Source organism: Ruegeria sp. AM4 (assembly GCF_056540665.1).
In genome coordinates, this window is record NZ_JBQFXD010000003.1 from 151,427 (window position 1) to 165,231 (window position 13,805).

Genomic DNA, 13,805 nt, shown 5'->3' on the forward strand with positions numbered 1-13,805 from the left:
GTACCTTAGGCTTTCCAGGTGTATTTCGGAGCATACCAGTACATCATTGCGCCGTTTGGATCAGGCACATACCCTTGAACTTCATTGCTGACCGCGTCGATGAAGTCGTTGAACATCGGCAGGATCAGGCCGCCTTCATCACGCACCATCTGACCCATTTTCGAGTAGATTTCCTTGCGCTTGGCATTGTCCAGTTCGCTGCGTGCCTCCAGCAGCATCTCATCGAATTCAGTGCGTTTGAACCGGGTGTCGTTCCAGTCCGCAGTCGACAGATAGGCCGTAGCATACATCTGGTCCTGAACCGGGCGACCGCTCCAGTACGATGCGCAGAACGGCTGTACGTTCCAGACTTCGGACCAGTAGCCATCATTGGGTTCGCGCTTGACTTCGAGCGGAATGCCAGCGGCCTGTGCCGATTGCTGGAACAGCGCTGCTGCGTCCACCGCACCCGGGAAAGCGCCATCTGCGACACGCAAAATGATTGGCGAACCGTCGTGGCCGGATTTTTTGTAGTGCTCAGCAGCTTTGGCCGTATCGAACTCTCGCTGCGGGATTGTATCGTCAAACAGCGGATACGCGGCGTTGATCGGCATGTCGTTTCCGATACCGCCATAGCCACGCAGAATCTTGTCGACCATTTCCTCGCGGTTGATTGCATATTTCAGCGCCAGCCGCAGTTCGTTTGAATCAAACGGCGCAGTGTCCACATGCATGATGAACACGTAATGTCCACGACCCGAGACGTTCTGTACCGACAGGTTCGGCGCCCGGTCCAGAAGTTGTGCAATCTTGGGCTCGACCCGGTTGATGATGTCCACCTGACCCGACTGTAGCGCCGCGGTACGGGCGGTTGCGTCGTTCAGAGTGATGACCTCGACACCATCATAGTGAGCAACCGCGTCGCCGCCCCAATAGTTGGGGTTGCGGACAAACTCCATACGGACGCCCGGCTCGTCGCTTTCGAGCACATAAGGTCCTGTGCCCACGGCCGAGTTCGGATCGTCGAAGCCTCCATCCGGCTGAATTTTCAGGTGATAGTCCGCAAGCAGGTAAGGCAAGTCGGCGTTGCCGATTTCCATTGTAACTTCAAACGTATCGCCATCGACCCGCATCGACTCGATGCCCTGCACGATACCCAGCGCACCGGATTGCGAATCTTCGTTCGTATGACGTTCCATTGTACGCATGATGTCTTCTGGCGTCACGGTCTTGCCGTTGGAAAACTCGATTCCGTTGCGCACCTTGAAGCGCCATGTCTTGGCGTCAGACGAACCTTCCCAGCTTTCGGCGACCAGACCTTCCAGTTCGCCCTTGCCGTTCACCTCAACAAGCGTCTCGCCCCATTGCTGCCCACCGGCAATCGGTACATCCGATGACCACAGCGCCGGGTCTTGTGTATTTGTGCTTTCGCCGCCCTGAACGCCCATTTTGAAGGTGCCGCCCTTGACGGGATCGGCCGCGCGGGCCGCATCCGCGAACAGGGTGCTTGCCATCGCTGCGGATACACCCAGTGCGGCTGCCTTTCCCATGAACTCGCGACGAGTCAGCTTGCCGGCTGTCACCTCTTTGGTCATGTGAGTGAGTTGTTCGTTCATCCAAATTCTCCCAATTGGTTGGATCATGCCCCTTGCGGGCTTTTTATTGACGTCCGAGTCAACGTTGGCGCAATTTTGTTTCGCGGGCAAGGTGAAATCTGGGTGGAATGGGCATTGGTGATACACCTCTGCGCGAGGTGTTCAGTACACTCCGGCGCGTGTGCTAACCGGGTGCACGGTTTTGGTGCTCGATGAATCGCTTGTCTAATACAGCATTCTAAAGCTGAATCGCTTAAAACACCGTGACTGGATTTGTCGCTTTCACTGCAGAAGACCGCCGCTTGCGTGCAGAACCGGCCTTAAGGAAATCGCGCTGAGTCATGCCAGTTTTGTTTGATGCGCAGCACCTATTGGGCTCAGGTTTCCATCCAGATCGTGACTGGCCCATCATTCACCAATTCGACCGACATATCGGCCCCGAATGCCCCTGTTTCGACCGCTATCCCATGCCCGGCCAATTTTTGGGCAAACGCTTGATACAATCGCTCACCTTCGGCGGCCGGGGCGGCCTGGGAAAAGCCGGGCCGGTTCCCGCGCGATGTATCGGCAGCCAGCGTGAATTGGCTGACCACCAAGGCCGAGCCGCCGATATCCAGAACAGACCGGTTCATTTTGCCAGCGTCATCCTTGAAGATCCGCAGCTTGGCAATCTTTCTTGCCATCTCTTCGGCTTGTGCCACATCATCGCCCTGCATGGCGCAAACCAGGATCAAAAGCCCTGGACCCGATTTTCCGATCACCTGCCCCTCGACCGAAACTGAGGCGCTTGAAACTCTCTGCAACAGGGCGCGCATGACTGGGGTTTCCTTTCTTTTGGGGCGGTCAGAGGTGACCGCCTCGGTGGCCGAGCTTTACCAGGGTCAATGTTTGCAAAAACTCAGGTTCAAATCGGGCGACATGTGGCGGATCACTGCTGCCCCGTCGCGACCAGATAGCCAACGCCCGCCGCAACCAGAAGCCCCAGAACAACAGCAATTGTGATCTTGATGGCGGACCAGGGTCGCTCTCCCTGCACGCGGCCGGTCCTGCCGTTAACGACAAAGCGATAGGTCTGTCCGCGGTACTTGTAGGCCGCCATCCAGACCGGCAGCAGGATATGCTTGAACGTGACATCGCGTATGTCGGTATCGACCGCGTGAATGCGTTGACGATCCCCACCGATGTCGAACCGGACATCCCGTTCGATCACCCGCGCCATATGCGCGCGCGCCTCGGTGTAGCCGTCATCTAGATCGACGGTATAGGCTTCGGCCCGGAAACCGGCGAGAAATTCTGGCTGATAAGGCTCGAGCGCGGGCAGATCCCAGGGCTCCAGCGCGTCGGTATACCTTTTGGGCAGCGACCGCGAGGCAAGTACAAGCACATCGTCGAAGAAACGCGCCACGCGCCCTGATTTCCGCGTCCAACGTACCTTTGGCACCTGCTGCTGAACACGCTTGCCATCCCGCATGACAGAGCGCGTTTCATAGTAGACCGTGCCGCGCTCGCCCCGATAGCTCGACTTGGTGTCTGCGTCGAAGGTCCAGTAAGGCACATAGATACCCTGCATCTTGCGCCCTTTCCGGGCGTAATCCTTCAATCCGTTTGGGGCGAACCACAGCCGACCCAGCCAGTCTCCCATCGCCTTGTGGGCGGCGCGTTCGTCCAGCGCGAACGGCAGCACCCCGCGCGGCTTGATATGTCGGCTGACCCCGGTATCCGTGACAACCGGCGTTGCGCAAAACGGGCATTCGGCCGCATGTGTGTTCGGGTCGAACTCGACCTGAGCCGCACAATTGGGACAGGTCAGAACGCGCGTTTCCTCGATCTCGCTGTCTGGCAGGCGATCCGCGACCGCCGCGTCGAAATCCAGCTCTTTCAGGCTGGCACCGCCCCAAGGTCCCGCCCCGATAGACTCGGAATGCCCGCAATGGTCGCAGGTCAGCGTTCCGTTGGACGGATCAAAACGGTAATCCGCACCGCATTGCTCGCAGGGGAAACGGTGTTCGTCGATGCTCATGTTGCGGTTCCGCGTGTCGAGTTCGCTGGCATTTGGGGCCTACGACCCCGGCGGCGGAGGCGGTAGAATAGTGAACAATTGCGCCAGTTCCTGCACATCGCCCGCCTTCTTCCAGCCATCCTGACCGGCAGTCCAAACAAAAGTGTCCCGGGTGATTTCCCCGTCGGTTGCCATGCGCCCCATCTTGGCCTTCGAGAACGGCCCGCTGGTCTGGCCATCCACCGCGACATGCCAAACATGTTCGACGGGTGGTGGGGGCGGCGGTGCCGCATGCGCAGCCGGTTGCGGGGCAGCGGGCGCGGGGGTGCCCCACGGGCCGCTCGGTTGACCCGCTGCCATGTTCGACATCTGCTGCGCCATCGCCATGCCCATACCCATGCCTAGACCTGCGCCCATGCCGCCGCCCTGACCCGGGTTGTTGGCCGCCGCAGTCATCGCCTCGGCCGCCGAGTACTGGGTGAACTTGCCCAGATCACCGGCCAGGCCCATCGAGGTTCGCTTGTCCAGCGCCGCCTCGACCGCAGGCGGCAATGAGATGTTTTCGATGTAAAATTCCGGCATCTCCAGCCCATAGCCTTCCAGAACAGGCGACACTTCAGCGGCGATCAGTTTACCCAGATCAGCAGTATTGGCGGCCATGTCGAGCACCGGGATGCCTGATCCGGCGATTACGCGGGAAAACTCCTGCACGATGATGTTGCGGACCTGAAAGCTGATCTCGTCCATGGTGAACTCACCATCGGTACCGACGATCTCGACCAGAAACTTCGCCGCGTCCTTCACCCGCACCGTATAGGTTCCAAAGGCCCGAATCCGCGTTGGTCCAAATTCGGGATCGCGCAGCATGATCGGGTTCTTGGTGCCCCATTTCAGGTCGTTGTAGCGGGTGGTGTTGACGAAATAAATCTCGGATTTGAACGGCGACTGAAACCCGTGATCCCAATGCTGCAACGTCGTCAGGATCGGCATGTTGTTGGTTTCAAGCATATAGAGACCGGGTGTGAACACGTCCGCCAATTGGCCCTCATGTACAAACACGGCGGCCTGACCTTCGCGAACGGTCAGTTTGGCACCGTATTTTATCTCGTGACCCTCACGCTCGAACCGCCAGACCATCGTGTCGCGGGTGTCATCGACCCAGTGGATGACGTCGATGAATTCTCCGGTCAGAAAATCAAAAATTCCCATAAGGTTCTCCTGTTTCCGGGGTCAGAGCGACTGCCCCATCAATTCGCGTGCAATGATACGAGCCACCGGGCGGGCCTCTTCCCCGGACATGCCGGGTTTCAGGCGGGGATCATACAACATCGACAGCAGTTTTTCGTCATGGCTGGTCAGCAATGCAAACTCGTCATCGTCGTTGAAGATCGATGGCCGCGCCGACGGGCTGTCATTGGACAAGCCCAATCCTTGCGCGATTTCTTCGTGGATACAGCTGAGCCTCAGCAGGTCCGAGTTTTCCGCCCGGATAAAAGCCACGGCTCGGGTGATCGTATCCGCCGCATTCGGGCTGGCAAAAGTAAACACAAAGCAAAAGTACGGGCGCTGAAGATTTCGCAGCAACGCAAGCCTGTCGGGTGGAATGTTCGGAACCAGCGTTTTCAGCCTTTGCTGTACATAGGTGGTATCGTCCTTTCCTGCGACAACCACAATAAAGTTCCCGTCGCGCTGGACACCGCGAATATTGTGCCCAGTTACGCGCGCCAGCCGTTCGGCGAAACGATCAATTTCGGCGCGATCTGCGGAACGTGTGTCCGGGGGCACTGTCGGGCCGAAATCCGTCATGATCCGGACCGGCTTCTCCCAGCGTGTAAGCTTTACCTCTGATTGACCTCCGGCATAGAGACCGGTCCGGCCCGAATGTTCGTTCACAAAGGCGATGGCTTCAAAGTTGCGCGCCAGATCGTCGGCGTCATAAGGCGTATCCGGCCCGCCTCCGTCGGTCCGCAACAGGCCGCGCGTCAGCAGATCGTTTTCGACCCTGCTGTAATAGCGCGCCAATTCCTGGCTGGCCTCTGATGGCGGCACATAGGCGTTTGATGCCTCCAGCGGTTGCGCCGGTCTGGGCGGTGGCACGATCGAGGTCGGCAACGCGGTCTCACACCCCGCCAGAGCGAACAGCAACAGGACCCCGAAGGCCGTTCTGAGATGCCCAGCGGGGACCATGCCGACCTCAGCCGGGAACCGAGGTGCTGGCCGTGTCGCCCAGCCCGTCCTTGCGTGCCTTGGCCGAGGCCAGCGTGTCGCGCAGTTCGACTTCCATTTTCTGCAATTCGGCTTCGGCAGCGGCGCGTTTGGCTTTGCCTTCGTCCGCGATCGCCAGGCTTTCGTTAATGGTGCCGATCAGGTCCTCGTTTGCCTGTTTGACAGCTTCGATGTCAAAGACGCCGCGCTCTATTTCCTCGCGGATCATCTTGTTGGATTCGCGCAGATTGGCCGCGTTCGAGGTCAGCAATTCGTTGGTCAGATCATTGGCATCGCGAACGGCAGCGGCGGCTTCGGCGCTGCGTTGGATGGTGACCGCCTGCGCCAGCTGCGTTTCCCACAGCGGTACGGTGTTCACCAGGGTCGAATTGATCTTGGTGACCAGAGACTTGTCGTTCTCCTGCACCAATCGGATCGAGGGCAACGATTGCATCGTCACCTGTCGCGTCAGTTTCAGGTCATGGACCCGCCGCTCGAGATCGTCGCGCGCGGCGCGCATGTCGCGCAACTCCTGCGCTTTCATCACCTGTTGATCCTCGGGCGCCGCCTGAACTTCGGCCTCTTTTTCCGGAATGTCCTGGCTGTCCAGTTCAGTCAGTTTTTCCTCACCCGCTGCGATATACAGAGCCAATTCATCGTAGAAATCCAGGGTCTTTTCATAGAGCAGATCCAACGACTTGATGTCCTTCAGCAACGTGTGCTCATGCCCCAGAAGATCGTCGGTGATCCGATCAATCTGCCCCTGAACCTCTTCGTATTGTGCGGTAAACTTGGCAAAAGGCGCGGCTTTGCCGAGCAATTTCTCCCACCAACTGCGCTCGCGGCGGACATCCAGTTCGCTGACCGAAAAGCCGCGAATGGTTGTCACGATATTGCGCAGGCTGTCACCTGCCGGGCCCACATCCTTGTTGCGCACATCCGCCAGCATGGCCTGACTGATTTCCTGCAACTCGGCCTGCGCTGATGAACCGAACGCGACAATCGAGTTCGTGTTGTCCATGTCGATCTCATTCATGCGCTTGCGGATTTCGGCGCTGACGGGCTCGTCGGCCTCTTCAAGTGGCACGATCTCGGCCTTTGGCTCGGGCAGCGCAACAGCGGTTACTTCCTGCACCAGAGACTCGGCCTGAACCGCCTTGTTCTTGATATCTTCGGACATGGGGTAATCCTCGCTCAAATAATGGCCGGTCAGTCCAGCCGCACTCCTTCGCGCTGCAACCGTTCGCGCAACACATCGATTTCGACCGTCAGATCGCTGCGGTCATCCAACAGCATTTTTCGGGTGCGGGCCGCAAAATTCTGTTCGAGATCGTCAAGCAGCGCAGTGTAATCCGCCAGCGCCTGAGCATCACGAGTGCGGGCGTAGACATCGGCGAATTTTACGGACGCATCCCGTGCCCCCCGCAGGTAAACCGTCAGGTATTTCCGTGCACCCGACAGATCACGCGGATCTTCCTCAACCGTGCGAAACAGATCGCGGGCGGTGTCCTGAAACCGTTCGACGCGTGCCTCGACCCTGCGGTCGCCGGCGCGTTTGATGGCGTCGGTCATTTCGGACAGATGCGCCTCGGCGTCTTCGACCACACGGGCAACACGGTCCTGCTGGAAGGTGTCGATCCCTTCCATCCCTTTGTCTTTCATCGGGTCGATGCCGAAAGCCAGCGCGTGCAAGGTGGTTGCCACGACGCCGAACAGGATCGGTGCGATCACACCTGCCTGTGCTGCCGTTTCCGCATCCAGAAACTCGGTCCGGTAGGCGGCCAGAGCCGTGCCCAGACCTGTCAGTACGCTGGCAAAGATCTTGCGCGGAAAGGCAGGGCGACGGGTGGTCCGTCTTGCGTGATAGGCCGCTTCGGCGCGCAACCCCTCGCGCAGAAGAAAGGCGGCGGCGATCAGAATCCCGGCTGCGATAAAACCGATGGTCATGCCAATCGCGCCATCATTGATCGAGAAAAAGATCAGCGGAATTGCCGGAAGGAACAGGAGGTTCGCCCGCGCGCCTGCGGGTTCAACACGCGCGCCGTCGAACTGGCCGCGTGGCAGAGGCTGGTTCGAATCGTCACCGCCTTGTGGGCTGAATTTGCCGCCAAACCGCTTGGCCATGTCCTACAAGCCCCCCAGCACGCCGGTACAGACGCCGAATAGCAGCACAAGCAGCGCCGCATAGGCCAGTTTTTGCATTCCGGTCCCGGACATCAGGTCCCCCACTGAAACTTTCAAAGAAAAGGTAGTGGATGCGCAGGATTGGCGCTAGGGGGAAGGTCGCGAAACATGCATCAGTTTCGATGTTTCCTGTTGGCGGTGGGGCGTTTTCTTTGCGGTCGCGACGGCCGCTTTGCGGCGGGTTGCGGTTTGGCGTCTCCATCGAGCCCCAACTGGTCGCGCAAGACCCGTCGGCGGATTTCCTCGACCTCTCCGGGTTTCAGCTTGCCAAGCTGGAACGGTCCGTACGAGACGCGCAGCAGGCGGTTCACGCTGAACCCGATATCTTCCATCGCCCGGCGGATTTCGCGGTTCTTGCCTTCGCGCAGCCCGATGGTCAGCCAGGCATTTGCACCTTGCTGGCGGTCAATGGAAACCGTCATGGGCTGAAACCGTTCACCCTCAATCACCAGCCCCTGACGCAGCGGCGCGAAATCTTCGTCCTTTGGGCGTCCGTTCACGCGTACACGGTACTTGCGCAGCCACCCTGTCGCGGGAAGTTCCAGCTTGCGCTTGATGCCGCCATCATTGGTCAGCAACAACAGCCCTTCCGAGTTCAGGTCCAGTCGCCCGACGCTCATGACGCGCGGCATGTCCTCGGGCAGATTGTCGAAGATCGTGGCGCGGCCCTTTTCGTCGCGGGTCGTTGTCACCAAGCCAGAGGGCTTGTGATACAGCCAAAGGCGCGACGGTTCGGGTTCGGACACAGGCTTGCCGTCGACGGTGATCTTGTCCTTGGCTGTGACGTTCAGCGCAGGGCTGTCGATCGCGGTGCCATTCACGGCCACACGTCCGGCCTCGATCATGCGCTCGGCCTCGCGGCGCGAGGCAATGCCCGCGCGGGCCAGTACTTTGGCGATCCGGTCGCCGGGAGGAGGGGTTTTGCTCATCCGCAGGCCATAGCGCATCCCGTCCGCTTGCGAAAGTCAGGTTTCTGATGCAGTCAGGGGCATGACGTTCAGATCACATATGGACAAGGCGTTGGCCGAGGCGCGGGCGGCGGCAGAACGCGGCGAGGTGCCGGTCGGGGCCGTCATCATTGCGCCCGACGATCGTGTTGTGGCGACCGCAGGCAATCGCACACGCGAATTGAACGACCCCACGGCTCACGCAGAAATTCTAGCCCTGCGCGCGGCCTGCGCCGCGGCCGGATCGGAACGGCTGCCGGACCACGATCTCTATGTCACGCTGGAACCCTGCGCGATGTGCGCAGCCGCATTGGCGGCAGCGCGAATTCGGCGCATCTATTACGGCGCGTCCGATCCCAAATCCGGCGGCGTAGCGCATGGCGCGCGGGTGTTTTCTCACCAGCAGGCGCACCATGCCCCGGAGGTTTATGACGGCATCGCAGCGCAGGAGGCTGCGGATCTGCTAAAGGCGTTCTTTGCGACGCGGCGGTGAGGTCACAACGTAATCGGCTGCATCACCTCGGGCTCGATCACGTCGACACCAGGTAGGCCGTCGGTGAGCGCTTGGGCCGATTGTTCCAGAATCGGAAATGTCTTGTAGTGGCAGGGAATGACGGTTTTGAAGTTGAAATACCGCTTGGCCGCGTAGGCGGTGCCTTTCATGTCCATCGTGAAATGCCCACCGGCTGACAGGATGCCGATATCGGGTTTGTAGTAATCCCCCATCCACTCCATATCCGCCATGATGTCCGTGTCACCAGAAAAATACAGCATCCGACCTTCGGCTGCGATCATGAACCCAACCTCGGTGCCACCGGTCCGCAGCCCGTCAGGCGTCGAGAAAGTCGAGCTGTGAGAGGCCGGAACCATCGTGACCTTGACGCCATTCAAATCGACGGTACCGCCCTTGTTGAAACCGACTGTCTCGATTCCTTCGGCCTCGGCCCAATAGCCCATCAGGTCATATTGACCGACCACCGGTACGCCCAGATGCTTGGCCAGTGGCAGCACGTCGACCACATGATCAAAATGCGTGTGCGTCAGAAGGATATGCGTTGCACCATTAACCGCCTCGTCATGCTGGTCCTCGGACAAGGAAGGGTTCCCGGTGAGCCATGGGTCGATCAACAGAACTTGACCTTCCGTTTCAATACGAAAGCTTCCATGACCCAGCCAAATGATATTCATCAACAATCCTCCCGATATTGGTTTGGCACCACCCTAGCATCGGCTATGTAAAAATCCATGAACTGGATGCAGCAGATTGACGGCTATTGCGAGCGGTTGTCGCCCGCCTATTGGGCCGAACCGATAAACGCAGTGACAAATGCCGCCTTTCTGGTGGCGGCTTTTGTCATGTGGCGGCGGATGCGCGGGCAGCAGGCCCCGCTGGCGCAGGTTTTGATCTCCTTGCTGGCGATCATCGGCGTCGGCAGCTATCTGTTTCACACCCACGCCCAGGTCTGGGCGGCGATTGCGGATGTCACACCTATTCTGCTGTTCGTGCTGGTCTATATCTTTGCCATCAACCGCGACGTCTGGGGGATGCGGCTCTGGCCCGCTTTGGGAGTGACAGTGCTATTCTTTCCCTATGCCGCCGCGACAGTCCCTGTATTCCAGCAAGTACCCGGGTTGGGCGGTTCGGCGGTTTACGCTCCGATTCCGCTGCTGATTCTGATCTACGCCATGCTGTTGCGCCGTCGCGTGCCCGAGATTGCGCGCGGTTTGGCAATCGGGGCTATGATCCTGATTGCCTCGATCACGTTCCGCGCCATCGATCAGCCGCTTTGTCAGCAGTTTCCACAGGGTACGCATTTCATGTGGCACATTCTCAATGCCACCATGCTGGGCTGGATGATCGAGGTTTATCGCCGGGCACTGTTGCGCGTTCCCGCGACCTGAAAGCAGCGACTGGCTTCTGCAGATTAGACGTCGCAAAGGTTACCAACACAAAACTGCTTTGCGGGGTAAACCCTGTTGTGACGTTTCCTGCGCTTGGATCAGCGTGATTCAGGTCCGAAAGGCGGCAGCCAGCGCGTCGGGCAGATCGAACTCTGACAAAACCTGCGCGCGCGCTTTATCCGACATTTTCCGGGCGGTCTTTTCGACGATCCGCTGGATTTTCTCGTCCGAATGCTTGGCGGCGAAGGGCTGGAAGTACCATTTCAGAAAGACGAAACAGATCACGTCCTCAAGCGCCTGCACGTCGGCATCGCGTTTGATACCCTGCTTGCGCAGCATGCGACCAGCGGTTTCGATCCTTTCAGCGTCATAACCCGCCTCGTTCATCAGGCTCATGACAACGTCTGCGTGAAAGACGCCTTGTGCCTTGCGCCAGGCCAGATACCCGGCGCGACCTTCGGGATATTCGACCCGCTTCAGTTTCCAGCGTTCCACATGCTGTCCGCGCGCTGCGATCTGCAGTTCTTCGGATGCGTCCGGAAACAAACGGCTCAACTCTTCGCTCATCCGTTGGCCGTACAAAAGCGCCTCGGGCGTGCCGTCTTCAAGATTGGGATCTTGCGAGTTGGCCGCATCGATCGCGTTCAGAACGGTTTGTTTTTGTACGCTCATCTACTGCTCCGCTGGCAGGCCTGTTCCAAGGGTCTGTTGCATCTGACAGACGACCTCAGTCTAGCGGTCCGGGGCAGGCAGCGCATCATCCAATTGCGCAATCCCCGGACAAGGCGCGGTACGTCCTGTCCGGGGTGCTGTGGGCAAATCAATTGCCCGAGGGGGTTCTGTCTTTGGTGACCGGCTGCGCAACCGGAGTGGGGAAATTCAGATCGCGGGTCAGAGTGTCCATTGTCGGACCAAATGATCCGGCCTGTACCGGTGCTGCCAAAACTGCAAGGGACAATACAACTGCGGTTGTCAGGGATTTCATTGTCTTTCTCCGATTTGACGTGTGTCGTAGATATGAAGTGAACTGTTTAGTTCAGATTTCAAGAGGCAAAGTGAACCGATCAGTTTATTTTTTTTGAGGCTGGTTCGGAAATGGACCCGGCGAGACTGTTGCCCAGCGGTCTTGCGACCCGTGCAGCAGACGGGTAAACGCCCTCTAACGCATATGAGGAAATCCGATGTCGATTGACCAAAGCACCGCCGCCAAGGTGGCCAAACTGGCCCGGATCAAGGTCGAGGATGACGCGCTGCCGGCGCTGGCATCCGAATTCAACACCATCCTTGGGTTCATCGAGCAACTGAACGAAGTGGATGTCGAAGGTGTCGAGCCGATGGTCTCGGTCGAACCGATGCGTCTGAAACGCCGCGAGGATGTGGTCACCGACGGCAATCAGCAGGACAAGGTTCTGGCCAACGCCCCAGACGCGCGCGAAGGGTTCTTCGCTGTTCCCAAAGTGGTGGAGTAAGACATGAGCGATCTGAACAAACTGGGCCTGGCCGAAGCCCGCGACGCGCTACGCAAGGGTGAAGTGACCTCGGTTGAGTTGACCGAATCCTGCCTCAAGGCCATCGACGATGCCGATGCGCTGAACGCGTTTGTCCACAAAACCCCTGAGATCGCGCTGGAGCGCGCCAAGGCGGCGGATGAGCGGATCAAGGCGGGCGACGCGTCGTCGATGTGCGGCCTGCCGATCGGTATCAAGGATCTGTTCTGCACCAAGGGTGTGCCGTCGCAGGCGGCGTCGAAGATATTGGAAGGGTTCAAACCCGAATACGAATCCACCGTGTCGCAGCAATTGGCCGATGCCGGTGCCGTGATGCTGGGCAAGCTGAACATGGATGAGTTTGCCATGGGGAGCAGCAACGAAACATCCGTGTACGGCAACGCGGTCAGCCCGTGGCGGCGCGGCAATGACGACGCGCAACTCACGCCGGGCGGCTCGTCAGGTGGTTCGGCTTCGGCTGTGTCCGCCGACCTGTGTCTGGCCGCAACCGGCACCGATACCGGCGGCTCGATCCGCCAGCCCGCCGCGTTCACCGGCATTACCGGCATCAAGCCGACCTATGGCCGCTGCTCGCGCTGGGGCATCGTGGCCTTCGCCTCCTCGCTGGATCAGGCCGGTCCGATGACCAAGAATGTGCGCGATGCAGCCATCATGCTTGAGGCGATGTGCGGACATGATCCCAAGGACTCGACCAGCACCGAGCTTGCGGTTCCGAATTTCGAGGCGATGCTGACCGGCGACATCAAGGGCAAGAAAATCGGTATCCCCAAGGAATACCGCATGGACGGCATGCCCGCCGAGATCGAAAAGCTGTGGTCCGACGGCGCCGCGATGCTGAAAGACGCAGGCGCCGAGATCGTCGATATCTCGCTGCCACACACCAAATACGCGTTGCCTGCCTATTACGTGATTGCCCCGGCCGAGGCGTCCTCGAACCTCGCCCGCTATGACGGTGTCCGTTATGGCCGCCGCGCCACGCTGGCGCAGGGCGATGGCATCACCGAGATGTACGAAAAGACCCGCGCCGAAGGCTTTGGCCACGAGGTGCAGCGTCGCGTGATGATCGGCACTTATGTCCTGTCGGCGGGTTTCTACGACGCCTATTACAACCGCGCACGCCGGGTCCGTACCCTGATCAAGAAGGACTTCGAGGATGTCTTCGCCGCAGGTATTGATGCGATCCTGACCCCTGCGACCCCGTCCGCCTCGTTTGGTCTGGGTGAGATGACCGAGGCTGATCCGGTTCAAATGTACTTGAACGATGTTTTCACTGTCACCGTGAACCTTGCGGGCCTGCCGGGTATTTCGGTGCCTGCGGGCCTCGATAAACAAGGGCTGCCGCTGGGTCTGCAGCTGATCGGGCGTCCCTGGGACGAAGGCGATCTGCTTAACACCGCCTATGCGCTGGAAAACGCCGCCGGGTTTGTGGAAAAGCCCGGAAAATGGTGGTAAGCCTGCGGGCGATTAGGCAAAGCAAGACGACGGA

General features: G+C 59.3%; 15 protein-coding genes. 4 read left to right on the plus strand and 11 right to left on the minus strand.

Going from position 1 to position 13,805, the window contains the following annotated elements; all coding sequences use genetic code 11:
* Positions 1-5: 5 nt before the first annotated feature.
* The 8 genes from ACR0JA_RS08530 to ACR0JA_RS08565 form a co-directional block, all read right to left on the minus strand.
* Positions 6-1,595: an ABC transporter substrate-binding protein gene (locus ACR0JA_RS08530; protein WP_480572750.1), complete on the minus strand. Its 1,590-nt coding sequence runs from the start codon at positions 1,593-1,595 to the stop codon at positions 6-8.
* 356 nt (positions 1,596-1,951) lie between these two features.
* Positions 1,952-2,389, minus strand: coding sequence for a D-aminoacyl-tRNA deacylase (gene dtd, locus ACR0JA_RS08535; RefSeq protein WP_480572752.1), 438 nt, complete (start codon positions 2,387-2,389; stop codon positions 1,952-1,954).
* A gap of 113 nt (positions 2,390-2,502) precedes the next feature.
* Complete coding sequence (locus ACR0JA_RS08540) at positions 2,503-3,594, minus strand: TFIIB-type zinc finger domain-containing protein (RefSeq protein WP_480572754.1); 1,092 nt, start codon at positions 3,592-3,594, stop codon at positions 2,503-2,505.
* Positions 3,595-3,633: 39 nt separating this feature from the next.
* Positions 3,634-4,782 (minus strand): SPFH domain-containing protein, encoded by a 1,149-nt coding sequence (locus tag ACR0JA_RS08545; protein ID WP_480572756.1) that lies wholly within the window; start codon positions 4,780-4,782, stop codon positions 3,634-3,636.
* A 21-nt stretch (positions 4,783-4,803) separates the two neighbouring features.
* The gene (locus ACR0JA_RS08550; RefSeq protein ID WP_480572758.1) at positions 4,804-5,760 is read right to left on the minus strand and encodes a DUF2927 domain-containing protein; all 957 of its coding nucleotides are present in this window, start codon (positions 5,758-5,760) and stop codon (positions 4,804-4,806) included.
* Positions 5,761-5,767: 7 nt separating this feature from the next.
* Positions 5,768-6,958, minus strand: a complete 1,191-nt coding sequence (locus ACR0JA_RS08555; protein ID WP_480572760.1) for a toxic anion resistance protein — start codon at positions 6,956-6,958, stop codon at positions 5,768-5,770.
* A gap of 29 nt (positions 6,959-6,987) precedes the next feature.
* Positions 6,988-7,902 (minus strand): 5-bromo-4-chloroindolyl phosphate hydrolysis family protein, encoded by a 915-nt coding sequence (locus tag ACR0JA_RS08560; protein ID WP_480572762.1) that lies wholly within the window; start codon positions 7,900-7,902, stop codon positions 6,988-6,990.
* A 173-nt stretch (positions 7,903-8,075) separates the two neighbouring features.
* Positions 8,076-8,891, minus strand: a complete 816-nt coding sequence (locus tag ACR0JA_RS08565) for a pseudouridine synthase (RefSeq protein ID WP_480572764.1) — start codon at positions 8,889-8,891, stop codon at positions 8,076-8,078.
* 61 nt (positions 8,892-8,952) lie between these two features.
* Here ACR0JA_RS08565 and ACR0JA_RS08570 point away from each other — a divergent pair, with 61 nt between their 5' ends.
* Positions 8,953-9,402, plus strand: coding sequence for a nucleoside deaminase (locus ACR0JA_RS08570; RefSeq protein ID WP_480572766.1), 450 nt, complete (start codon positions 8,953-8,955; stop codon positions 9,400-9,402).
* A gap of 2 nt (positions 9,403-9,404) precedes the next feature.
* On the opposite strand, the gene ACR0JA_RS08575 is transcribed toward ACR0JA_RS08570, so the two are convergent.
* Positions 9,405-10,097, minus strand: coding sequence for a metal-dependent hydrolase (locus ACR0JA_RS08575; RefSeq protein ID WP_480572767.1), 693 nt, complete (start codon positions 10,095-10,097; stop codon positions 9,405-9,407).
* Positions 10,098-10,154: 57 nt separating this feature from the next.
* Between ACR0JA_RS08575 and ACR0JA_RS08580 the strand changes: the two genes are divergently transcribed.
* Entirely contained in the window at positions 10,155-10,811 is a 657-nt protein-coding gene (locus tag ACR0JA_RS08580; protein ID WP_480572769.1) for a ceramidase domain-containing protein, read from the plus strand.
* A gap of 108 nt (positions 10,812-10,919) precedes the next feature.
* On the opposite strand, the gene ACR0JA_RS08585 is transcribed toward ACR0JA_RS08580, so the two are convergent.
* On the minus strand, positions 10,920-11,483 hold the full coding sequence (locus tag ACR0JA_RS08585) for a DUF4202 domain-containing protein (protein WP_480572771.1): 564 nt from the start codon (positions 11,481-11,483) through the stop codon (positions 10,920-10,922).
* Positions 11,484-11,631: 148 nt separating this feature from the next.
* A complete protein-coding gene (locus ACR0JA_RS08590) occupies positions 11,632-11,796 on the minus strand; it encodes a hypothetical protein (protein WP_480572773.1) in 165 nt (54 codons plus the stop codon).
* Between the two features lie 196 nt (positions 11,797-11,992).
* Here ACR0JA_RS08590 and gatC point away from each other — a divergent pair, with 196 nt between their 5' ends.
* Together gatC and gatA are read left to right on the plus strand one after the other, a co-directional pair.
* Positions 11,993-12,280, plus strand: a complete 288-nt coding sequence (gatC, locus tag ACR0JA_RS08595; RefSeq protein WP_170325838.1) for an Asp-tRNA(Asn)/Glu-tRNA(Gln) amidotransferase subunit GatC — start codon at positions 11,993-11,995, stop codon at positions 12,278-12,280.
* A gap of 3 nt (positions 12,281-12,283) precedes the next feature.
* Positions 12,284-13,771, plus strand: a complete 1,488-nt coding sequence (gene gatA / locus ACR0JA_RS08600; RefSeq protein WP_480572775.1) for an Asp-tRNA(Asn)/Glu-tRNA(Gln) amidotransferase subunit GatA — start codon at positions 12,284-12,286, stop codon at positions 13,769-13,771.
* Positions 13,772-13,805: the final 34 nt, after the last annotated feature.